15 protein-coding genes, 5 pseudogenes and 3 other annotated features are annotated in these 23,009 nt (G+C 35.3%); of the genes and pseudogenes, 13 read left to right on the top strand and 7 right to left on the bottom strand.

Annotation, left to right across the window (positions count from 1 at the left end; genetic code table 11):
• Window positions 1-62: 62 nt before the first annotated feature.
• Window positions 63-302, top strand: a binding site (T-box leader).
• Window positions 303-356: 54 nt separating this feature from the next.
• Window positions 357-3,458 carry an isoleucine--tRNA ligase gene (gene ileS, locus AC1M36_RS08755; RefSeq protein ID WP_336452633.1) on the top strand — a complete coding sequence of 1,034 codons (3,102 nt, stop codon included), beginning with the start codon at window positions 357-359 and terminating at the stop codon, window positions 3,456-3,458.
• A 311-nt stretch (window positions 3,459-3,769) separates the two neighbouring features.
• Window positions 3,770-5,278 (top strand): M36 family metallopeptidase, encoded by a 1,509-nt coding sequence (locus tag AC1M36_RS08750; RefSeq protein WP_336452632.1) that lies wholly within the window; start codon window positions 3,770-3,772, stop codon window positions 5,276-5,278.
• A 52-nt stretch (window positions 5,279-5,330) separates the two neighbouring features.
• Here AC1M36_RS08750 and AC1M36_RS08745 read toward each other — a convergent pair whose 3' ends face one another.
• Window positions 5,331-5,819: a hypothetical protein gene (locus tag AC1M36_RS08745; protein ID WP_336452631.1), complete on the bottom strand. Its 489-nt coding sequence runs from the start codon at window positions 5,817-5,819 to the stop codon at window positions 5,331-5,333.
• 64 nt (window positions 5,820-5,883) lie between these two features.
• Between AC1M36_RS08745 and AC1M36_RS08740 the strand changes: the two genes are divergently transcribed.
• Together AC1M36_RS08740 and aspS are read left to right on the top strand one after the other, a co-directional pair.
• Window positions 5,884-6,096: a hypothetical protein gene (locus AC1M36_RS08740; RefSeq protein ID WP_336452630.1), complete on the top strand. Its 213-nt coding sequence runs from the start codon at window positions 5,884-5,886 to the stop codon at window positions 6,094-6,096.
• Between the two features lie 52 nt (window positions 6,097-6,148).
• Window positions 6,149-6,360, top strand: a binding site (T-box leader).
• 105 nt (window positions 6,361-6,465) lie between these two features.
• Window positions 6,466-7,764 (top strand): aspartate--tRNA(Asn) ligase, encoded by a 1,299-nt coding sequence (aspS, locus tag AC1M36_RS08735; RefSeq protein ID WP_336452629.1) that lies wholly within the window; start codon window positions 6,466-6,468, stop codon window positions 7,762-7,764.
• 163 nt (window positions 7,765-7,927) lie between these two features.
• Here aspS and AC1M36_RS08730 read toward each other — a convergent pair whose 3' ends face one another.
• Window positions 7,928-8,293, bottom strand: a complete 366-nt coding sequence (locus AC1M36_RS08730; RefSeq protein ID WP_336452628.1) for a TetR-like C-terminal domain-containing protein — start codon at window positions 8,291-8,293, stop codon at window positions 7,928-7,930.
• 14 nt (window positions 8,294-8,307) lie between these two features.
• Between AC1M36_RS08730 and AC1M36_RS08725 the strand changes: the two are divergent.
• Window positions 8,308-8,520 (top strand): annotated as a pseudogene (locus tag AC1M36_RS08725) (spore germination protein); the annotation flags it as partial.
• A 460-nt stretch (window positions 8,521-8,980) separates the two neighbouring features.
• On the opposite strand, the gene AC1M36_RS08720 reads toward AC1M36_RS08725, so the two are convergent.
• The 3 genes and pseudogenes from AC1M36_RS08720 to AC1M36_RS08710 form a co-directional block, all read right to left on the bottom strand.
• Entirely contained in the window at window positions 8,981-10,492 is a 1,512-nt protein-coding gene (locus AC1M36_RS08720; protein ID WP_336452627.1) for a DHA2 family efflux MFS transporter permease subunit, read from the bottom strand.
• A gap of 171 nt (window positions 10,493-10,663) precedes the next feature.
• A complete protein-coding gene (locus tag AC1M36_RS08715) occupies window positions 10,664-11,284 on the bottom strand; it encodes a TetR/AcrR family transcriptional regulator (RefSeq protein WP_336452626.1) in 621 nt (206 codons plus the stop codon).
• A 320-nt stretch (window positions 11,285-11,604) separates the two neighbouring features.
• Window positions 11,605-11,738 (bottom strand): annotated as a pseudogene (locus tag AC1M36_RS08710) (IS6 family transposase); the annotation flags it as partial.
• A 406-nt stretch (window positions 11,739-12,144) separates the two neighbouring features.
• Here AC1M36_RS08710 and AC1M36_RS08705 point away from each other — a divergent pair.
• The 4 genes and pseudogenes from AC1M36_RS08705 to AC1M36_RS08690 all read left to right on the top strand — a co-directional run.
• Window positions 12,145-12,894 (top strand): annotated as a pseudogene (locus AC1M36_RS08705) (SDR family NAD(P)-dependent oxidoreductase).
• Between the two features lie 14 nt (window positions 12,895-12,908).
• Complete coding sequence (locus AC1M36_RS08700; protein WP_336452625.1) at window positions 12,909-13,643, top strand: SDR family NAD(P)-dependent oxidoreductase; 735 nt, start codon at window positions 12,909-12,911, stop codon at window positions 13,641-13,643.
• Between the two features lie 74 nt (window positions 13,644-13,717).
• The gene (locus AC1M36_RS08695) at window positions 13,718-14,146 is read left to right on the top strand and encodes a MarR family winged helix-turn-helix transcriptional regulator (RefSeq protein ID WP_336452624.1); all 429 of its coding nucleotides are present in this window, start codon (window positions 13,718-13,720) and stop codon (window positions 14,144-14,146) included.
• Between the two features lie 72 nt (window positions 14,147-14,218).
• A pseudogene (locus tag AC1M36_RS08690) lies at window positions 14,219-14,686 on the top strand (MMPL family transporter); the annotation flags it as partial.
• An 18-nt stretch (window positions 14,687-14,704) separates the two neighbouring features.
• Here AC1M36_RS08690 and AC1M36_RS08685 read toward each other — a convergent pair.
• On the bottom strand, window positions 14,705-15,967 hold the full coding sequence (locus tag AC1M36_RS08685; RefSeq protein ID WP_336452623.1) for a macrolide family glycosyltransferase: 1,263 nt from the start codon (window positions 15,965-15,967) through the stop codon (window positions 14,705-14,707).
• Between the two features lie 1,177 nt (window positions 15,968-17,144).
• Window positions 17,145-17,394: a binding site (T-box leader), on the top strand.
• A 114-nt stretch (window positions 17,395-17,508) separates the two neighbouring features.
• On the opposite strand from AC1M36_RS08685, the gene AC1M36_RS08680 reads away from it, so the two are divergent.
• Complete coding sequence (locus tag AC1M36_RS08680) at window positions 17,509-18,849, top strand: sodium-dependent transporter (RefSeq protein WP_336452654.1); 1,341 nt, start codon at window positions 17,509-17,511, stop codon at window positions 18,847-18,849.
• 136 nt (window positions 18,850-18,985) lie between these two features.
• The gene (locus tag AC1M36_RS08675) at window positions 18,986-19,900 is read left to right on the top strand and encodes an alpha/beta fold hydrolase (protein ID WP_479845759.1); all 915 of its coding nucleotides are present in this window, start codon (window positions 18,986-18,988) and stop codon (window positions 19,898-19,900) included.
• 101 nt (window positions 19,901-20,001) lie between these two features.
• Here the strand turns inward: AC1M36_RS08675 and AC1M36_RS08670 are convergent, their stop codons facing one another.
• Entirely contained in the window at window positions 20,002-20,799 is a 798-nt protein-coding gene (locus AC1M36_RS08670; RefSeq protein ID WP_479845758.1) for a lipid II flippase Amj family protein, read from the bottom strand.
• A 281-nt stretch (window positions 20,800-21,080) separates the two neighbouring features.
• Between AC1M36_RS08670 and AC1M36_RS08665 the strand changes: the two are divergent.
• Window positions 21,081-21,224, top strand: a pseudogene (locus AC1M36_RS08665) (HAD family hydrolase); the annotation flags it as partial.
• Window positions 21,225-21,535: 311 nt separating this feature from the next.
• The gene (locus tag AC1M36_RS08660; protein ID WP_479845757.1) at window positions 21,536-22,975 is read left to right on the top strand and encodes a GntP family permease; all 1,440 of its coding nucleotides are present in this window, start codon (window positions 21,536-21,538) and stop codon (window positions 22,973-22,975) included.
• Window positions 22,976-23,009 lie beyond the last annotated feature (34 nt).

Below are 23,009 nucleotides of genomic sequence, written 5' to 3'. Positions count from 1 at the left end.
TATTTTTGAATTGATTGACAATTATATATTTTATGGAATAAAATAACTGTTAATAAAAGTATACAAATCTGAAGACGAGAAAGAGTAAAATATCGTACTGTTCTCCAGAGAGCCGGCACTGTGCTGAAAGTCGGTGTACAGACTTTATTTGAAAATCATCTCCGAGGAGCCGTGGCTGAATAAAGTAAGCTCGGACGGATGTCTACCGTTACAAAGAACGCGTATGGTAGTACGTTGCTAAGTGCTATTGGTGAAGATGCTAATAGAATTAGGGTGGTAACGCGGGTAAACCCGTCCCTACTTATAGGGACGGGTTTTTTGTGTGCTTTTACAAAATTTCAAAGGAGTGATTGTAAATGGAGAAGGTAGATGTAAAAGAATCAGCTGTAGGGAGAGAAACACGAATTCGCAAGCAGTGGAACAAGCAGAATATCTTTGAGCAATCCATTCGAAATCGTGAAGGTGCACAATCTTTCGTTTTTTATGAAGGGCCACCAACTGCAAATGGATTGCCACACGTGGGACATGCGCTTGGACGGACAATTAAAGATTTAGTAGCAAGATATAAAACAATGACTGGATATAAAGTACTTCGAAAAGCTGGCTGGGATACACATGGATTACCGGTAGAATTAGGAGTTGAAAAACAGCTTGGTATCTCTGGTAAACATGAGATTGAAGAATACGGAATTGAACCATTTATTCAAAAATGTAAGGAAAGTGTATTTACGTATGAGAAGCAGTGGCGTGAATTTACTGAGAGCATCGGATATTGGGTCGATATGGATGACCCGTACGTAACGTTGGAGAACCCTTATATCGAGAGCGTATGGCATATTCTTGGAACAATTCATGAAAAAGGGCTCCTATATAAAGGGCACCGAGTGTCTCCATATTGCCCAAGTTGCCAAACATCACTTAGTTCACATGAAGTGGCGCAAGGATATAAAACAGTAAAAGATTTAAGTGCAACTGTGAAATTTAAAGTACTAAGTAGTGAAAATGAATATTTTCTTGGCTGGACAACGACGCCGTGGACGTTGCCTGCTAATGTAGCACTTGCTGTACATCCAAATATGGAATATGTGAAAGCAGAGAAAGATGAAACTGTTTATATTGTCGCAAAAGAGCGTGTAAATGATGTATTAAAAGATGGCTATCAAGTATTATCTACTCATAAAGGAGAAGAATTAGTAGGTACTTCATACGTAGCACCATTTCCTATGGATGAAGTTACGAATGGATACCGTGTTATTTCAGCAGACTTTGTTACAGAAGATAGCGGAACGGGGCTTGTTCATATCGCACCAGCTTATGGAGAAGATGATTATAAAGTGGTGCAAAATCAAGGAGTATCGTTCCTGCATGTTGTGGATGAGCAAGGTAAGTATACGGACGCTGTTCCGTTTTTACAAGGTAAGTTTGTGAAAGAATGTGATGTTGATATTGTTCGTTATTTAGCTGGAGAAGGCTTGCTATACCATAAGGAGAAATATGAACATAGTTATCCGCATTGCTGGCGCTGTGATTCACCACTCCTGTATTATGCTGGAGAAAGCTGGTTCATTCGGACAACTGAGATTAAAGAGACTTTCTTACAAAATAATGATGCAGTCACATGGTATCCAGATCATATGAAACACGGGCGATTTGGGAAATTTTTAGAGAATATGGTGGACTGGAATATTAGCCGGAAACGATACTGGGGAACACCGTTAAATGTATGGGAATGCGAAAACTGTGATCATCAATTCGCACCGAAGAGTATCGATGAATTAAGAAAGCATAGCGTAGGGCAGACAGTTGAAAATTTAGAGCTTCATAAGCCGTATGTAGATGAAGTGAAAGTATGCTGTGAAAAATGTGGCAATTCAATGACTCGTACGCCAGAAGTAATTGATGTTTGGTTTGATAGCGGTTCAATGCCGTTTGCACAGTATCATTATCCGTTTGAAAATAAAGAGCTTTTTGAGGAACAATTTCCAGCAGATGTAATTGCCGAAGGTGTTGATCAAACGCGTGGTTGGTTTTATAGCTTATTGGCAGTAGCGGCTTTATATACTGGAAAAGTACCATATAAACGTGTGTTATCTCTTGGACATGTGCTAGATGAACAAGGACAGAAAATGTCTAAAAGTAAGGGGAATGCACTAGATCCAGTAGAGTTAGTTGAAAAGTTTGGTGCAGATGCATTAAGATGGGCTCTCCTTGTTGATAGTGCGCCATGGAATGCAAAGCGCTTTTCGGAAAGAACAGTGCAAGAAGCGAAATCAAAACTTGTAGATACGCTTGTTAACGTATATAGTTTTTATGTTTTATACGCCAACCTAGATGAATACAATCCAAAAGGGGAGTATGAGGTTAAGAGAACGAAATTAGATGAGTGGGTGTTATCACGTCTTCACAGTACAACGAAAAAAGTAAGAATTGCATTAGACGAGTATCAATTTACAAATGCAGCTCGTGAAATTGCGGCTCTTGTAGATGAGGTTAGTAATTGGTATGTGAGACGTTCTCGCAATCGTTTTTGGGAGCCTGATATGAATCCTGAAAAGGCAGCAGCATATGAAACACTGCATGAAGTGCTTGTTACACTTAGTAAGTTACTTGCTCCGTTTACTCCGTTTGTAGCGGACGATATTCATCTGAACTTAGAAGGAAGTAGTGTTCATGTAACAGATTATCCAGCAGTAGATGAAACAGTTATTCAAACAAAGTTAGAACAAGAAATGGATGCTGTTTTACAAGTTGTCGAACTCGGACGTAGCAACCGAAATCAACATACATTAAAAGTAAAACAACCATTAGCTGAACTTGTATTACTTGATCATCATGAGCAGAAAGTGGACTGGGAATCTTATCGTGATATTGTAATGGATGAGCTGAATGTAAAAGCATTTCATGTAGAATTAGATGAAACGAAGTATACATCGTATCAATTAAAGCTGAATTTTAAGACAGCAGGACCGAAGTTTGGGAAGAACGTCAATGCTGTAAATCAGTGGTTAAAACAATTATCGCAAGAAGAAGTACAAAGCTTTATTGTAGATGAAAAAGCAATGTGTAAGCTTGTCTCAGGAGAAGAAATTACAGTAACAGCTGAAGATGTATTAGTAGAAAAGGTACCAAAAGCAGGATTTTCTAATACGACAAATGGACAATATACAGTTATGTTAGATACAAATGTGACAGATGAATTGTTACAAGAAGGAGTAGCACGAGAATTTATCCGAGCTGTTCAAGAGTATCGAAAACAGTTGAATTTACCAGTTAATTTACGAGTAGATGTTATTTTGGATACAGACGCTGAATTGCAAAACACATTAATGAAGCATAAAGGTCTATTAGAAGAAAACTTGTTAGTAAAACAATTTACGTTTCAAGCATTATCACAAGAAAATGATGAAATTTCTTTAGGAGAGAAAAAGGTTCGAATCAAATTAAGTCCGTCTAGCTAATTCACAAAAAGTAGTATGTGATAGAAAGTGAAATTACAAAATCCTGTATGAATCATACAGGATTTTATTTGTTTTCTCAGTAATGACGTGATTTTTGTATTACGATTGATTATGGCAAATAACTAAATATCATAAATCTCTAAATACTCATAGTGATTTATATTTTTCGAAAGTATTTATTCCTTTCATACACAAATATTGAGAAAATATTACTTTATCTATTCTTATGGAAAAGAGAAAGGTAATATAATCAACCTTATAGAATTACTCGTACATTCAAAATTTATTAAAGAGAGTGGAGAGTGATTCGAATGTTGAAAAAAAGAGTAGTGGCAATTGCTGCGGCAATACCGTTAGTACTAGGGACAGTATCGACTGTTTCCGCGGTGGAAGAGAAACAAGTAAAGATAGATAGGTATTCTCCTCAGGAAAAAGCAGCCGAATATTTAAAAGCGAATGCCGCCCAATACTTATTAAAGCCGGATCTATCAGACTTACAGTATATTTCAACAACGGATACACAGGTAGCTTCATATGTTAGATTTCAACAAGTAGTAAATGGTGCTCCCGTATTTTCAAGACAAATAACTGTAACTCTTAATGGAAAAGGTCAAGGATTACTTGCAGTTTCTGATTATCAGCCTGTTCAGAGTGTGAAAGAAATAAAGCAAAAGATTAGTGAAAAAGATGCAGAACAAAAATCAATGGCATATGTCGGCGGAGAAAGTGAACAAAATTTATGGGCTCCAACAATGAATGAATTTGGGTATGTCATTGAAGAAGGAGTTGCTATTCCGGTATACCGAGTTGTAGTCCATTCCAATCAACCATTTGGTGCGTGGGAAACATTTATTGATGCTGAGAGTGGAAAGTTAATTAAAAAGGTTGATATAAACCGGAAAGCAGAGGGGACAGGAAAAGTATTCTTGCCTAATCCTGTTGTATCAAGTGGTAGTTTAACTGGATTAAAGGATAATAATGATAAAGATTCAGTAGAATTAAATAATCAATTAAAAACGGTTACTTTAAAAGGTTTGAATGGAACTGGCTTTTTAATTGGAGATTATGTCACAATTTCTTCAAAGGCAAAAACAAAGTCTTCAACTCTTCAATTTAATTACACTCGTTCTAATGATAGTTTTGAAGATGTAATGGCATATTACCATATTGATACTTTACAACGATATATTCAGCAAATAGGTTTTAAAAATATTAACAATCGCTCAATTAAAGTAAATGTGAATGGAACGACAGCTGATAATTCTTTCTATTCGCCATCAACGGAAGCTTTAACATTCGGAACGGGTGGAGTAGATGATGCTGAGGATGCAGGAATTATCGCACATGAATATGGGCATTCGATTCAAGATAATCAAGTTCCGGGATTTGGAAACTCTGCAGAAGGCGGGGCGATGGGAGAAGGATTTGGTGATTTCTTAGGTGCAACTTATGAGGATGCTGCATCAACGACAGGATATGGTAAAGCCTGCGTAGGAGAATGGGATGCGGCTTCTTATTCCAATTCAAATCCAACATGCTTACGCCGATTAGATAATAATAAAGTGTACCCAAGAGATGTGCAAAATGAAGTACATGCAGATGGAGAAATTTGGGCGCAAGGAGAATACGAAATGGCGCAAGCTTTTGGCCGTGATGTAGCGACAAAAATTATTTTACAATCACATTGGTCATTAACGCCAAATGCGACATTCCGTGATGGGGCAAAAGCGATTAAGCAGGCAGATGCTCTTTTATACGGAGGACAACATGCGGCTGAAATCGATCGGATTTGGGCAGCACGAGGAATTAGTACAAATTAATATTGGTAATAAGAAAAGAGTCGCGACTACATGAAGAATCGCGACTCTTTTCTTAAGGAAGTTGTTTTTTAGTTTCCTTAAAAACAAAATGTTCTTTAAATTTTCTTCCTTCCACTTTCTGACCATTTCGCATTGCACGGAAAGGATGCTCTTGCCATGTAATCATGACATCTACTTCGTCTGCTTTTGTAGAAACAGGAAAATTCGCATGTTCAAATCCTGTTTTTTCGCTTGCTAATCGAGCTTCTTTTAAAGAAAATAGTTCATATTTTGTCTCTGTTTTTGGTTCATTTCGAAACACTTCTACTTGAACGTTATAAACTTCATCTTTTCCGATGTTTTGTAATGAGAAGTGATATGTGTGAAAAACACCTTTTTTAGGTTGTAACATGTCTTTGTCTGTTTTCTTTACTTCCTCAATATTGACCTTCCATTGTTTTGAATGTTGTGAGACAGGTAAAGATTGTGGAGAATAAGCGGATGCTTGATTTGGTGTAATCAAGCATAATAGTAATAGCGAGAAACTTAAAATTTTTCTCATGTATAGACCTCCAAAATAAATTTACTAATAATATGCGTGAAAAGGCAAGGCGCTATGTAATGAAATGAAAAAATTGGAGAATGGAAAGCTTACAGAGAAAATTGCAGAAGCTGCATATAAAAAGGATTCAAAAGATAATGTACGGATGTTTTTAAATAAAAAGGATATAGTAAAAGAAATTGAAGAAGTAGCAAATGAAAATGATGTTGTATTAGTGACAAGGTTACGAGGGATAGTAGTAGAAGAAAATGGAATTGAAATTAAAATCAGAAAATAAAGAAAAAACACTTGCGTTTTTTCTTTTAAAGGAATAGAATACTCTGTAAATATAAAAAGTGATGAACAGGAAAAGTACATGGTGCAAGGGTCTACAGAGAGCAATCGACTGCTGAAAAGATTGCGATACCGCATGATGGAAAGACACCTGTGAGCGTTGCTTTGAACGTGATGATTAGTAAAAGCAAACGGTACCTACCGTTATCAGGTTTAAGATGGTCATGATGACAATTTGGGTGGTACCGCGGAAAAATCCGTCCCTATTTATAGGGGCGGATTTTTGTATTCTTTGAAAGGAGGTGAGTGGCCGTGGATGACGACGATGACAACAATAATGTAAATAAATTTGAGAACATAGGAGGAAGAAATTATGAGCGAAACAATGAAGCGGTCACTCGTTCGTGAATGCAAAATGTCTAGTAAAAAGGTGGTTTTACTACAAGGTTGGGTAAAAAAAATTCGTCATTTGGGGAATGTCAGTTTTTTATTATTACGTGACCGAACAGGTGTCATCCAATGTGTGTTAGAAAAGGACTTAGCTGGATATAAAGTAGATGTAGAAAGTGTTGTTCAAATTATTGGTGAACTTGTGGAGACCACAAAAACAGAATTAGGCGTGGAACTGCTTGTAGAAGAAGTAAAAGTGTTAAATACCTCTGATTCACTTCCTTTTGAAGTGAATAAAAGAAAATTGCAAGTCGGTTTAGATCAAATGTTAAATGAGCGCGTCGTATCGCTTCGGCATGAACGAATTCAAGCGATTTTTACAATCCAATCTATGCTTGTTCAGGCATTTAGTGAATTTCTAATAGAGAACGATTTCACACGTATTTTTACACCCAAAATTGTTTCGCAAGGAGCAGAAGGTGGCGCAAATGTTTTTAAGCTTCCATATTTTCAAAAAGAAGCGTATTTAGCTCAATCTCCACAATTTTATAAACAAATGATGGTCGCAGGTGGATTGGAACGCGTTTTTGAAATTGCCCCTGTTTATCGTGCGGAGCATCACAACTCTTCCCGTCATTTGAATGAATATATATCTTTAGATGTAGAACTTGGGTTTATTCATGATTTTCATGAGGTGATGAAATTAGAAAAGGATGTTCTACGTTATATGTTTGAAAAGGTAGAACAAGAATGTGAAAAAGAATTACAGCTGCTGCAAGTTACAGTTCCTATCACTACGGAAATTCCAAAGGTTACACTGACAGAGGCGCAGCGTATTTTGAAAACAAAGTACCATAAAGAATCACCAGTAGGGGATTTAGATACAGAAGGTGAAAAGTTGATTGGAAAATATGTGAAGGAAGTATACGGTAGTGATTTTGTCTTCATCACACATTATCCGAAAGAAGCAAGACCGATGTACACGATGCCAAATAAAGAAAATCAAGCAGTTACAGATTCTTTTGACTTATTGTATAAAGGGTTAGAAATTACGTCAGGTGCGCAGCGCATTCATGATTACGATATGTTACTTACTTCTTTTAAAGAAAAAGGATTACATCATGAAAAATTTCAGTCGTATATGGATACATTTCGGTATGGTTGCCCGCCACATGGCGGTTTTGGAATTGGATTAGAAAGGCTTGTGTATAAATTTTTAGAACTATCGAATGTTCGTGAAGCGAGTGCATTTCCGAGAGATTGTACGCGTCTCGTACCATAAATTGAAAAAGAATCTTCACGCTTGCTGCGAAGATTCTTTTTTAGTGGTAGAAATTTATATAGTTAAGTTTCTTTCGTCGTAGCTTTTTGTCTGAAAGGAGAAAAACGCTCCTTTTTCTTTTCTGTTTTTTCTTTTGTTAAAACGCTTAAGTGCAGCGGGACCCCTATTTATTTCCCAATCTAAAAAGTATTGATAACTGCTTAGCAAGAAATTGTGGAGTATAAGGCATATCCTCACGTAACCAAGCTACAATAGTTCCGATTAAAGCTGAGGAACCATGCCAGATAGCAATATCTTTTGAAATACCTTTAGTAGTGAGAAAAGCGTTATTTTCCGTTCTCTCTACTATTTTGTCCGAAAGTGTATTTAGCAAACGTTCTGTAAAAATCGGTGTTCGTCTAGAACCAAGAACTACTTTATAGAATTTGGCATTATCAGCAATGTACTCAAGTAGGTCTATAAGTTTGAACCCTGCTATATCCTCAAATGAATCTGAGGAGTTTTTTCGTACTCGTCGTAATCTTCTCAATATCCTCGACCATTTCCTGTGCTCAAATTGAAGGATTTATTACAAATAATCAATTTAGTATATTCCCTTTAGTTGAATATAAGGGTCGGCCAGATTATGCGGTAAATTGTTTATTATATGAGCGATTTATTCTATTGGTTGAAGGTTCACCAACTGCAACCTTTGCACCAGTTTCGTTTCCCTTTTTTGTAAATACTGCTGAAGATCAAAATTTTCAAGTGTTGTTCCTCTTACCTGTTACAGACTTTCTTCAAATTCATTTAACGAAGCTTCCACACCTTATTGTCCTAAATACTCTTCCTGAACTTCCTTATTAAATAATGGAACGGTCTTCTTATTTTGATCTTCGCGAACTGGGTCTAAAAGGATTGTTCCAGATACTTCTTCTGGATATTTACTTGCATATCATCTTATATTAACAAGAAAGTCTAAGCAACTTTTTTATATCTTTATTCTACAATATATAGGATTCCATTAATGGATTAATGCTTGTATGTTGTGATAAAAAGACAAAAACATCAAAAACCCCCTTTTTCGAAATTACATTTTGAAAATAGGGGGTTTTTTAATAAGTTAACCTTGATAGACATTTACCTTTCAAGGTTTTTTAAAATTGATAATATTGTATGTTAGATAGTCTTATAACTTTATCAAACACGCATAATGATACTGACCAAATTTCATGCTTTAAACAGTCTCAGATTGAATCTGCTTATTCCCTTGCTGATTCAATTTCCTAACAGCTTCCTTACTTGTATCAACACGTTTCACAAACAAGGCTAATAACAGTGCAACAATATTAATTCCTAATGCCACATAGAATGAATATTGGATACCAGCTAATAAAGCTTTCTGTGTTAACAACGCTTGAGCAGCGGTCGTCATCGCTGTTGGGTCAACACCAGTCATTAGACTTTCAGCTTCTGTTTTAGTTACTGAGTTCATTATGGTAACAAGGACTGCTGTCCCGATCGAGCCAGACACTTGCTGGGCGGTATTATTAACGGCAGTACCATGTGGATTTAATCTTGTTGGCAATTGATTCAATCCATTTGTCATAATTGGCATCATCACCATCGACATTCCGAACATGCGCAATGTGTAGACGAGAATGATATAGGTGTGACTAGAGTCAATTTGTAAATGTGCTAGCATGTAAGTTGACACAGCGGTGATGGCAAGTCCTACTACAGCAAGAAGACGAGGACCAAATTTATCGAATAGCTTACCTGTAATTGGTGACATCAATCCCATAATAATCGCACCTGGTAGCATCATTAACCCTGAATCAAGCGGTGAAATTCCTCTTACATTTTGTACATATGCTGGTGTTAATATCATCCCAGAAAACATTGCGACTGCATTGACAATGGCGATCACAGAACCGAGTGCAAACATCGGGTACTTATATACACGCAAATCTAATAATGGTTCTTCCATTTTCAATTGACGATAGATGAAGGCGATTAAAGCAATCGCACCAACAATTAGAGTTGTTAAAACAATGGAATCAGTCCAGCCATCTGAGCTTGCAGCACTAAAACCATACAATAAGCCACCAAAACCGATTGAAGATAAGATAACTGATACGTAATCTAGCTTCGCGTTTTTATTTTGTTCCATCAAATTCTCAAGTTTCCAAACCGCTAATAAAAGAGTAATAACAGCTAATGGTAATATCATTTCGAATAGTAAACGCCAGTCATAGTGCTCGACAATATAGCCTGATAATGTTGGTCCAATGGCAGGGGCAGTGATCATCACTAAACCGAAAACGCCCATAGCTGTACCACGCTTTTCACGCGGGAAGCTGACAAGCATAATATTCATCAATAAAGGTCCCATTACTGAAGAGCCTGCTGCTTGGATCATACGACCAGTAAGTAGGACACCGAAGTTTGGTGCAAAGGCTGCTAATGCAGTACCTAAAGTAAAAATAACCATTGATGTCAGATATAAGCTCCGGTTCGAAAACCGTGTTAATAAAAAGGCTGATGCTGGAATTAAGACACCACTGACAAGCATATAACCAGTTGCAAGCCACTGTATTGTTGAATAATTTTTAATATCTAAATCTACCATGATGGAAGGCAGTGCCACATTTAATAACGAATTGTTTAAAAAAGAAACAAACGCTCCGACAAATAAGATTGCAATTATTAAATAAGGCGGTTTCTTTTGTTGTAAATCTGTTTGCATATATTTATCTCCTTTTATAAAATTTCATCAAGAACTATTCGTGCATTCATTATTCGACATATCTAGGAATTTAAGTTGTTTACATAGTTATGCATGGATTCCTAGTTTTTTGGTCTTTCTATAATCTTTTCCAAATCAATCGATTCTTTTTCGTTCCATTAAGTGGATTCATTAGTGCTCTTTCTTTTGAAGCCCTCTTTTTAGCAACTCTATTTGTTCCATATAATTTCGTAAAGCTTCTTCATCAATTGAATCCTTTTCAAACACTTGAATAAGGTTTTGAAAGGTGATAGCACTTATGATTTTCATGACATGCTGGAGTTCGCGTTCATCTTGAATATTCAATTTTTCTCGATTAATTAAATTAATTGTACTTAAATACTGATTTTTCTGATTCTCCTGATAAATATTATTTGCTAATGCTTTTTCCTGTTTATAGTTCATGTTTAAAAAGACATTTTTAAAAAATTTTTTTTGTTCAGCTTCTCTATGGCATTTCACCATAAATCTGAAGATCCCAATAAACGTCTCAAATAAATCACCGTCTTTTTCTTTCAAAATGGAAATAAACTGCTCATGATTTTTTTGAGATAGTTGATCTAATAGATAAAAGAATAGATCTTCTTTATTATCAAAATATTGATAAAAACTGCCTCTAGGGATTCCTGCATTTTTGATAATATTTGCAATCGATGCTTCATGTAATGGTACCCTCGAAAATTCTTCTTTTGCAGATTGGATTAATATGTCCTGTTTATCTTTAGATAAGTGAAAAAACGTTTGTTTCGGCATAATGAATCTCCTTCATAAAAAAGTGACACTGTGTCATAATTAAGCGCAAGAAACATTATATATGACACAGTGTCATAAGTCAATGTTAAAAATGACACTGTGTCATGATTGTTCCTTATTAAGTAAAAAGCACCAAAATATGCACGAAATTGAAAGTAGAAAAAGGATAAAATGAAAGTTGAAACGGTATTGAATTAAGATCTTGTGGTTCATACAGGCAGGGAAGTTAATAATAAGATGGCATGAAATTTTTGGAGGGTTTTTCCATGAGGATAATTGAACAAGGGATTAACGTCGCAACAGCAGTGCATGTTGGGGGGAGGGTGAATCGAAACACCACGTTCCTTCAATATTTCAGATACATATCCTGATAACTGAAAGAAAAACAACAGTAATAGCTAATAACTACTAACATAACATTTTTCTTGAACTGTTTATCTTTAAAATATCGCATTTGTGACTCTCCTTGCTTCTTTTTCTAGGGTGAAGCCTCATTTAGAAAACTTTGCAACAAAACTTGATGAACGATCAAGAGAATTTTATTTTTTCCGAACACAATATTTATATCCTTAAGGCGATTGGTACTGATACCAAATTACAAGCAGCAACGCTTCTCGTATTTGTAATCCTCGTATTATAACAGTAGAGAAGAAGCAAATCTCTCCTGTAGCTTTATTATTCCTTAACTTAATAATCGTGCGCAATATAGCGTATGACTACTTATAAATAAGTAAATCCATACATTCGAAATTTAATATATATCTTTGCAATCCATCTTATAGTTTGTTAATATTTAGATGTCAAATATTTAGACGTCAAATATTTAGTTGGCTAATTTATTTTGAAGAGAGGTAATTCTAATGAGATTACAAAGAAAAGTAGGAATTGTAACTCGCAGTGCTTCTGGTATTGGCAGAGGCGTAGCCCTAGCGATGGCCAAAGAAGGGGCTCATATTGCTATTGTCGATGTGAATGAGAAAAATGGAAAAGAAACTTTAGCTGAAGTTAACAAATACACAGAAGGCTTACTTTTTATAAAAGATATCATCATAAAAGAAAACATCGATGAAATTGTTAATGAGGTTGTTAGAAAATTTGGTGGATTGGATATTTTAGTTAATAATGCACATGTATCAAGACAGGTTCCTTTCGTTGAAACAGCATTAGAACACTTTGATTTGTCTTTTGGAACGGGTTTTTATCCCACTTTCAATTTTATGAAAGCTGCTTATCCTGAATTAAAGAAATCTCAAGGTAAGGTGATTAACTTTGCTTCTGGAGCTGGACTGGATGGACAACCTACACAAACTTCTTAGGCAGCAGCAAAAGAAGCAATTCGTGGAATTTCTCGTGTTGCAGCAAACGAATGGGGGCCAGATGGTATTAACGTCAACTTAATTTCACCTATTGCACTTACTCCAGGCGTTGAACAATGGCGCCAAAATGATCCGAAATTATACGATGCAATGATTAACAAAATTCCGCTACGTCGCCTTGGAGATCCAGAACAAGATATCGGTAGAGTGGCTGTATTTTTAGCAAGCAATGATTCGGATTATATGACGGGTCAAACATTAATGGTAGATGGTGGAAGTGTCAAATTACGTTAAAGGAGGAATTAAATATGGGAAGATTAGATAATAAAGTAGCAATTATTACAGGGGGAGCATCAGGTATTGGTGAGCGTATGGTTGAACGATTTAGTCAAGAAGGAGCAATCGTCATTGCTGCAGATATTAACGAGGCCTCGCTTAAAAAAATAAGTCAAAAAGAAAACGTATACGGAATGAAGCTAAATGTTGCTTCAGAAGAAGAATGGCAGGCACTGGCTAAAGAAGTGAACAACCGTTTCGGAAAAATTGATATTCTCGTGAACAATGCGGATATTTCATCAGAAAAACCATATAAAGAGATTAGTATTGATGATTGGGAAAAAATGCTGTCTATTAATGGCTTTGGCCCATTTGCTGGTATGAAACATATTGCTCCTTATATGGCAGCACAAAAGAAAGGTTCAATCGTGAACATCTCTTCTTATACAGCTCAGATCGGTCAAGGCTTTAATCATTATTCAGCGTCTAAAGGTGCTGTTCGTTCTGTATCTAAGGCAGCTGCAACAACTTTTGGGCGTCAAGGAGTACGCGTAAACACTCTATTCCCGGGGGTTATTGAAACGCCAATGACAAAATCGTTAGAAACATCAAAAGAGCTTCTTGATCACTTAATTCAAGCAATACCGCTTCAACGATTAGGTCAACCTGAAGATATTGCGAATGCAGCCTTATTCTTAGCATCTGACGAAGCCTCATTTATTACTGGTGCAGAATTAGTCATTGACGGTGGATTTTCTGCCCAATAAAATAGTCTATATAAAGTGAAAGCCCCTATACACTATGGGGCTTTTCCTATTACAGAAAGCAGGGATATAAGCATATGAAAGAAAAAAGCATCTTTTTACTCATTCATTCCATGAACCAGGTCACAAACCATTTAATTATTCAATGGAATAAAATGTTCAAAGAAAACCTTGGTATTTCCCACATTCTTGTACTGGGCCATCTTAAAGAAAATGGAAAAAGCCGCCCATCGGATATCGCGAAAACTTTAGGATTGACGCCCGCTACTTTAACTCATTTATCAGAAAAACTCGTGAAGAAAAAGTTAGCCACTCGGCTTGTAGATGATGACGATCGTAGAATTGTTTATTTAGCTATTACGGATAAAGGAATTGATATGATTAAGAAAGCGCATGAGGAAGGAAAAGCAATCCGCATAGATTTGTTTGAAAAATTAACAGACGAAGAACGGCAACACCTATTATCCATTTATGAGAAATTAAATAATTCCATTAGGGGATTTTAGGATTAAGCTGAATTTTTTCTTTCATAACTTAATTTCATGAATTTTGATAGTGATTAATTTTTTCGCATTTGTGCAACGATTATGTTAATTGGTATCGGACTGGTTCTAATGGTTATCATACGACTTGTTTTTCATTTCATATTTTTTGATGGATCATTGATTTTAGTGTGTTTTGTATCACTTGGTATAAGTGAGTTGATAGTTCACATGTTTAAATGTAGATAGTCTAAGTTAAAATGTTCCGTTCTTTAGTTTTATTCTGATTGTGACAGTGGATTACAGTATCTTCCTGATGATATAATGAGTTGAAAGGAGATTTAGCAACACGAATCGTGAAAGTCTCCTGTTACATCGGCGGGGTTGTATTATTCGCTGCTCTCATTTTAGGAGATACATTTGCTCCTTTAATGCCTAACACCCATTCAAGTAGCATCTGTTGTTATAATCGGGCTGCTATTGCTTATTTTAATAGCTATGCCAATGTTATTACCTAGTTTAATGGGGTTAATTAATAAACTTAACGTTTTCGATATGAAATAAATAGAGAAAAAGGCACTGCTAAAAAGTAGTGCCTTTTTCTGGACAAGAATTAAAACAATTATTTAAACGAGTGAATTTGAAAACCTCATCAGCTGCTTTGGCATACCCGCCTGCATCACGGAATGATCGACTAATTTTTTTTGCATTTTCCTTATAAATTGGATTTTTGAAAACATCACTAACGGCTTGTTTTAGATTTTCAACTGTTAGTTGTTGAACATCTAATATAATACCTGCTCCAAGTTCTTTTACTCGCTGGGCAACTATAGGTTGATCATTCATCATTGGTAGCATAACTAGGGGCACTTCGAAATAAAGTGATTCGCTTGTACTATTCATACCACAATGGCTTATAAAGACATCCGTATGACGAAGTACGTCTAATTGAGGAACATAATTGCGAATAATAAAGTTGTCTGGTACATTTCCTAGTTGTTCTACTGTTAATTTCCGCCCTATATTAAGTACCACTTTAACATCCAAATCTTTTAAAGCTGCGAAGCATTTTTGATAAAGATCAAATTGTTTGTTTAGGATGGTCCCCATAGAAATAAAAATAACACGCTTTTCTTTTAACATATCAATTGGAAAATCACCTAGGGCCTTACTATCCAGAATTGAAGGGCCGACAAAAATATAATTACCCTTGAAATCATGACTATTTCTTTGAAAATAAGAAGAAGTAAAGACGATATTTAGATCCCCAGAGCCAGAACAGAATAAGAAATTTTCGGGTAACGGAACTTCATACTTTTTTTCTAGGTGTTTTTTACATTTTTCTATTTCTTCCAATCTCAAAAATGCTTGTAGCATAGCCAAACTCTCTTGCTTCCGTTTCATATCACTTGTCCCTGTAAGTCCCATGTTTGATTTTAGATCTTGTAAAAATGCAAACGTGGTCCAAGTGACAATAGATAATAACTTCCTTTGATGTGCAATCCATTTTCCTGTTAACGATTGTGCATCGTATAAAATATAATCATAAGTTTCTTTTGAAATTTCATCTAATATAGTATCCGTCATTATTTCTAATGCGCTCAGAAATTGTAATAAATATTCTCGCGGCTGGGAGTTTACAAGATTACTACTTTTTTGAAGTTTTCTCTGTGCACTTTGGTCAACGGGGCGAAACTCAGCGCCTGTTTTTTTTATTTTTTCCTCAAAGTCATTGGATGAATAATAGACAATATGTTCCCCACGTTTCACTAAATCATTTGCTAATCCCAGCGTCGGATTCACATGACCTTCTCCAAAGCTACTAATATAAAGTGCTTTTGCCATTATTTCCCCCCCAGTAAATATGGTTTGTTATGTATTTTTATTAAAAGTAATTAAAGATCTGCTCGTGACTATCATTACGGTCATAATATTCAGAACTATTAGGATTAAGTGTTGAACCTATTTTTACGTTTAGGAGAATGATCAGTAATACTTCTAGTTCTATTAAAGTATACCCATTTTATACCGCTAATTTTAAACTTCGCCAACGACGTATTTCGAAATAGAGTAAAAATAGACTGTAATTTATTTTGTCTATATTATAACGGACGATTTAAGTTTATGTCTGCATTTTATTACCTTATCGATTTTTGAAAAAAGAAGAGTAATCCTTAACGAAAGAAATGATACTTTTCTTTACAGGTAGTTGCTTTGGGAAGTTAGCTCATTTTTTTGTTTTGGGGCGTTTATTTTTCTTAAGTTAATAAATGTGGATCCATCAAGCTAAGATTTTGAAGTATCCCCAAAACAAACATTTTATCTCATCACAGTTATCTATGAGAATCCAGTGTATTTTTTTCATTTTAGGGAAAAATGAATTGCTTAACTTGATGGGCATGGGGTTGTCACAAGTAAATTCGTATTTTTATAAATCCAAATCATAATTAATTGCACACGAAGTACAAAAAAATAAATCAGGTAATGCTTCTAGTACGTGCAAACATTTTAGAATAAAAGGTTGCACTCGTTTTGAAAAGTAGAATGTAAGAATTGTTAAAGTATATAGATAAGAGTCAAGTAAGTATGGAAATAAGTCACGATCAGGTGATTTAATGCCACCGCCAGTATTTACTTTGTAAGTAAGTTTAGTAGGATTAAATAAAGAAGAGATAACATTTTGTATTGCATCTACGTATTGGCGTATATTAAATTCTAATAATGGGGGAGGCTCTATGCCTTGTATAGGTACTGGTTTTGAAGACACTCCCAAAAATAATTTAGGTAAGCAACAAATAGAAATAAGGCCAATGATAATGAAAATAGATCGAATGATAAAGAAACATATTTTTTAAAAAATATTATAAGATTTCCCTTCTTATATTCTAAATTTTGCAAATGTTTTCTGTGTTATTTTTGGAAAACACTCTTTTTCGACAAAAAAATAAATATCTTGCTTGACAGTCGTGAATATAACCGATATAATTCGTAGTAATTTCAAAAGAAATTATATTCAGAATATTAGAATGTGTTGAATAGGAGTAGTAAGGTCATGTGTTTGTGCAGAGAGCTATGGGTTGGTGTGACATAGTCAAATAACATCCTGAACTCGCCTAGGAGCAGTAAGGTGGAACAGAAGTCTAATTCTTAGTAAATCTTAACGGTTAACCTTCGATAACAGGTTTGTAATCAAACGATTACTGCTAAGGTGGATTCATAATGGAATCAATAAGAGTGGTACCGCGTTAAGTAAATGGCTTAGCGTCTCTTTATATAAAGAGATGCTGGGCCATTTTTTATTATATAGAAAGAAATGGAGGTTATATTTGGATTGGTCAATAATATTCATTTATCTTTATAAATAAATTTAATTGGAGGAAAATATGATGAAACAGACGGAGCAATGGACTTCGAAATTAGGTTTTATAATGGCCGCAGCAGGATCTGCAATTGGACTTGGTGCAATATGGAAGTTTCCTTATATCGCTGGAAAGAGCGGAGGAGGGGCATTCTTTTTAATTTTTATATTGTTTACAGTATTAATAGGTCTTCCGCTATTAATAGCTGAATTTATGATAGGGCGTAGTACACAGAAACAAGCAATTGGAGCATTTAAAAGCATCGCACCGAATACAGGATGGCATTGGATTGGACGTCTTGGCGTTGGCACGTGTTTTATTTTGCTATCATTTTATAGTGTTGTTGGTGGCTGGGTATTAATCTATTTATTCAGAGGGATTACTGGACAATTAATTACACCGCAGCAAAATTACGGCTCTTTATTTACAGAAACAATTGGGAACCCTGTTTGGGCAATTGTTGGTCATTTTGCTTTTATGTTTATTACAATCTGGGTTGTATCAAAAGGGGTACAAAATGGAATTGAAAAAGCGAGTAAATATATGTTACCAGCATTATTCATATTATTTGTTGCTCTGATTGTTCGTTCTTTAACACTTGATGATGCGATGAAAGGGGTCAAATTCTTCTTACAGCCTGATTTCTCAAAAATCACATCAGAAAGTATTTTGTTTGCAATGGGGCAATCATTCTTTGCAATTAGTATAGGGATTTCAATCATGGTCACGTATAGTTCTTACTTAAATAAAAAAGAAAGTTTACCACGTTCAGCGGTAACGATTGTTGGGTTGAACCTATTTGTTTCTCTATTTGCTGGTCTGGCTATCTTTCCAGCAGTCTTTTCACTAGGAATGGAACCGACAGAAGGACCAGGTTTGTTATTTATCGTATTACCATCTGTATTTAGTCAAATTCCATTTGGAAATTTCTTCTTAACAGTATTTCTTGCGCTATTCACATTTGCAACGTTAACATCTGCATTTTCTCTACTTGAAACGGTTGTTTCAGCACTAGCGAATGGACAGCAAGAAAGAAGAAAGAAATTGTCATGGATCATTGGATTTTTAATTTTCTTAATAGGTATCCCATCTGCACTTTCATTTGGCGCGTGGAGTGATATTACAATCTTTGGTAAAAATATTTTTGACGCGGTAGACTTTTTATCTAGTAATATATTAATGCCACTTGGAGCTTTATTCATTAGTATTTTCGTTTCATTTAAAATGGAGAAAAAGGTATTAGAAGCAGAGTTCTTTGTTGGTGGGAATTACGGAAAATCAATATTTATTTGCTGGGTATTTTTGCTTCGATATGTTGCGCCGATTGCGATTATCATTGTCTTTTTGAATGTGATCGGGATTATTTAACTTGAAATGTTATAATATTCTGAACTAAAAGAGGTGAGAAAATGTACTATTATATTACGGACATATAACGTGCACAAAGTCGAGGGCCTCCTAATCGTATACGAGATTAAAATATGAAAAATTGGAGGGAAAAGAGATGAAACAAGAAAAAGAGGTATTATTACAAGGGAAAATGATGAAAGTACGTGGGAAAAAGCTATATGTGGAGATTCATGGACCGCTAGAAAATCATCCTGTATTGTATCTACATGGAGGTCCTGGTGAGATGTGTTTTGATTTTTCTTATCATCAAGCACATCGATTACAAGATTCTTTTCGACTCATTGTTATTGATCAACGTGGGGTAGGACGTTCGGAAGGGATTGGGAGGCAAGAGCAGTTTAGGTTGAGGGATCTTATCGAAGATTGCGAAGAGTTAAGGAGGATATTACAAATTGAAAAATGGTCTGTTATTGGACATTCCTTTGGTGGATTTCTAGCGTTGTTATATGCAACAATATATCCACAGTCTATTCAAAAGATTATCTTTGAAGGACCTACTTTTGATTTTGCATTAACAAGTAGAGCTTTATTAAAAAGGACAGGAGTTTTACTAAAAAAGTATGGAAAAGAGGAACAGGGGAACGAATGTATAGCTATTGCAGAAAGTGATGCTAGTTCAGAGAAATTGCTAGAAGCTTATTCGAAATTAAGTGATGAATTAGAAGAACAAAGAATGGAAATTTATAATTACGTTGAGGATGAAACGGATTATAGTTTATATAGTGACGAGGAATGGGAAGAGTTTTATGATCGTTCTGATATTCATTTTACAAGATTGAGAGAGGAAGGGGAAATTCATCAATCATTATTATCAAAATTAAAAGATGTGCAGAATCCGATGTTGCTCATTATAGGGAAACATGATGTGGTAGCCTGTGAAAAACAAATCGAAACTTTTAAAAAGGATGCTCTAAATGGAAAAATGATTGTCTTTGAAGAGAGTGGACATACACCACACTATGAAGTCGCAGATCGATTTGCAGAAACTGTGATAAATTTTTTGAAATAAATAAAGAAAAGGTGCTTCAAAGTAATGAGAAGCACCTTTTCCTAATGTTCAAATTTCAGGGTGGAAGATTGTAATGTTAGGCCATTTACTTTGCCAGTTCTTTAATTCGTGAGTTTAATAATCCATAAAATCCAATAGGCGCCGGGCACAAATATGAGCTGAGCTAATAATGTACCGAGAAATCTTGAAATCATAAGCCAACCGAACATTTTACTCATTGTGTCGGCACCGTTTTCTGATTGAAGCGCACGCTCTGTTAAAAGACCAATACGCGGATCTAGCAGTACAGTTAATAAGATTGTAGCAAATCCGTTAATAAGGCCGGAAGCCGTGATGGCTTTCGTTGCGAATTTCGGGCTCAAATAAGAAGCATATAAGGCGGAAAGGACCCCAGCTGTATAAATTGCAGTTGCAAACATATTAATGAGCATAATTCGTTTTGGAATACCGCCGACTCGCATACGATGGATCATTTCGAATTTTGGAAACCGAACATATTTTTTTGTATACTTCAATTTTTGCACATTGTTTGTTTTCATCATTCGAATGAGTGAACCATCTGTCTCAAAGTTTTGAATGACATATCCAAATAGTTTCGTTAAAGTTGGATATAAAATAATTGCGAGCAGTGTACCAATAGAAGCAGATAATAAAACAAGGCGCATCGTACTTTCCAAATTAACTGAAGCACCACTCTTCGCCCGATCAACAATTCCACTAAGTAAAAAAGCTTGTAGCAAGTTGGATGTTCGTGAAATAAGTAATACCATCCCAACCACGGATAATGCAACGGCAATTTTCTTTAAACGAACGCCTGCTAGTCGAATACTATAAGAACTCGTTTCAACTGCATGGATGATAATCGTAAAAGCCATTATGAAAAGTAATGTTATCGTCATTTGTTTCACCATTTTTCTATGAAATTATACTTATCATACAATAGGAACATATTTTTGTGTATAGCTATTCATGAGTTAGATTTTAATAAGAAAATAATATAAATACAATATTCAAAATAAAGTGATATTTCGATAACATAGAAAGGATGGTGATTTTTCTGTTAGAGGGGAAGTTGTGTCATGTATACATATTATAATAATCGTGCAAAAGTGTATGAAAAAGGAGGTATACAACATTTCTATTTGATTTAGATGGAACATTAACAGATCCAAAAGAGGGAATTGTCAATTCGGTTTCATATGCATTGCGAAAAATGGGAATAGATGAAACGGATCAGAAAGAACTAGAATCTTTTAATGGCCCACCAATTCAGCATTCGTTTGCAGATAGATACGGAATGAATGAAAAACAAGTAAAAGAAGCAGGGGCGACGTATATTGTGAAACATGTCGAAGAGTTGCGCGGTTTTTATACAAAAGACAAAAGTTTGAAAATATAAGATAAAAGAAGAAAATCCCTTTATAACGAGTGATAGCTAATTCATTTTTGTTTAAAGGGATTTTTCGTATGTAATAGAATAAATAATAAATATGCTGTTTTAATCATAAAAACTTTGTTAGAAAAGGAGGGGAAATGTCAGTATTTGGATTGTTGTAAAAAAGACATTTTTGTAGGGAATACATAGAAAGAACGAACTTAAAAGATTGAAAATTCAATCAAATGAGGGTGGGAAAATTGGAGTTAGTTATTATTTTATTAGCACTAAGTTTACTTATGTTTGTTGCCTATAGAGGATTTTCTGTTATTTTATTTGCACCGATTTTTGCCCTATTTGCAGTGTTTTTAACAGAACCTAGTTTTGTGTTACCTTTCTTTTCAAATATTTTTATGGAGAAAATGGTAGGCTTTATTAAGTTATATTTTCCAGTTTTTTTACTTGGTGCAATTTTTGGTAAAGTAGTAGAAATGTCTGGAATTGCAGATTCAATTGCGAAGACAATTATTGACGTGGTGGGTGAAAAACGGACCATTTTGGCTATCGTTTTAATGGGGGCTGTTTTAACTTACAGCGGTGTCAGTGTTTATGTTGTTGTGTTTGCAGTCTATCCATTTGCAGCAAAACTGTTTCGTCAAGCGAATATTCCAAAGCGCTTAATACCAGGAACAATCGTTCTTGGAGCTGTTACGTTTACGATGGATGCACTTCCAGGGTCACCGCAAATTCAAAACGTAATCCCAACAACATTTTTTAAAACAGATATTTATGCGGCACCTATACTTGGTATTATCGGAGCGATTTTTGTCTTAACGTTAGGATTGATCTATTTAGAGAACAGGCGTAAGAAGGCAAAAGTGGCTGGAGAAGGGTATTTTGGTTTTGAAGATGGGAATTCTGAAATGGCAGCATCACTAGAGTTAGAGCAAAAAAATCATACTACTCTCCAAAGTATTGAAATTTCGAGAGTACAGCAAGTCGTTGCTTTTATACCACTTATTTTAGTAGGAGTTATGAATAAGTTTTTTACAATAACAATACCGAAATGGTATCCAAATGGTTTTGATTTTTCCTCAATTGGAATGAAAGCGTTTGGTAAAGTAGAGTTAAGTGCAGTACTTGGTATTTGGTCGGTAGAATTAGCACTTATCATTGGAATTATAACAACGCTTTTATTATATTGGAAGCGTGTTGTGACAGGGTTCCAAGCAGGATTGAATACAAGTATTGGAGGAGCGTTACTGGCAACAATGAATACAGGAGCAGAATTTGGCTTCGGTGGCGTGATTGCAGCACTTCCTGGGTTTGCGATTATACGAGATAGTATTTCTGCAACATTTACGAATCCACTCGTGAATGGAGCGGTGACAACGAATATTCTTGCTGGTATTACAGGTTCAGCTTCAGGGGGCATGGGCATTGTTTTAAGTGCGATGGGAGATAAATTTATTGCGGCGGCTAATCAATACAATATTCCGCTAGAGGTTATGCATCGCATTGTCTCAATGGCATCGGGAGGAATGGATACACTTCCACATAACGGAGCGATTATTACAATTCTTACTGTTACAGGATTAACACATAAACAATCGTATCGTGATATATTTGCTGTAACGATATTGAAAACGGTCGCTGTATTTTTAGTAATTGCCTTTTATACATTTACAGGAATCTATTAATAAATTTATTAGTCTGGGAGGAAATAATTATTTG

It is taken from the genome of Bacillus sp. Medicinal_06, from assembly GCF_056711665.1.
This window is presented reverse-complemented; position numbering and strand designations above follow the sequence as displayed.

Bases quoted from the DNA above. Each gene is read 5' to 3' on its own strand.
- ileS (WP_336452633.1), top strand. From the start codon at position 357: ATGGAGAAGGTAGATGTAAAAGAATCAGCTGTAGGGAGAGAAACACGA.
- AC1M36_RS08750 (WP_336452632.1), top strand. From the start codon at position 3,770: ATGTTGAAAAAAAGAGTAGTGGCAATTGCTGCGGCAATACCGTTAGTA.
- AC1M36_RS08745 (WP_336452631.1), bottom strand. From the start codon at position 5,819: ATGAGAAAAATTTTAAGTTTCTCGCTATTACTATTATGCTTGATTACA.
- AC1M36_RS08740 (WP_336452630.1), top strand. From the start codon at position 5,884: ATGAAAAAATTGGAGAATGGAAAGCTTACAGAGAAAATTGCAGAAGCT.
- aspS (WP_336452629.1), top strand. From the start codon at position 6,466: ATGAGCGAAACAATGAAGCGGTCACTCGTTCGTGAATGCAAAATGTCT.
- AC1M36_RS08720 (WP_336452627.1), bottom strand. From the start codon at position 10,492: ATGCAAACAGATTTACAACAAAAGAAACCGCCTTATTTAATAATTGCA.
- AC1M36_RS08715 (WP_336452626.1), bottom strand. From the start codon at position 11,284: ATGCCGAAACAAACGTTTTTTCACTTATCTAAAGATAAACAGGACATA.
- AC1M36_RS08700 (WP_336452625.1), top strand. From the start codon at position 12,909: ATGGGAAGATTAGATAATAAAGTAGCAATTATTACAGGGGGAGCATCA.
- AC1M36_RS08695 (WP_336452624.1), top strand. From the start codon at position 13,718: ATGAAAGAAAAAAGCATCTTTTTACTCATTCATTCCATGAACCAGGTC.
- AC1M36_RS08685 (WP_336452623.1), bottom strand. From the start codon at position 15,967: ATGGCAAAAGCACTTTATATTAGTAGCTTTGGAGAAGGTCATGTGAAT.
- AC1M36_RS08680 (WP_336452654.1), top strand. From the start codon at position 17,509: ATGAAACAGACGGAGCAATGGACTTCGAAATTAGGTTTTATAATGGCC.
- AC1M36_RS08675 (WP_479845759.1), top strand. From the start codon at position 18,986: ATGAAACAAGAAAAAGAGGTATTATTACAAGGGAAAATGATGAAAGTA.
- AC1M36_RS08670 (WP_479845758.1), bottom strand. From the start codon at position 20,799: ATGACGATAACATTACTTTTCATAATGGCTTTTACGATTATCATCCAT.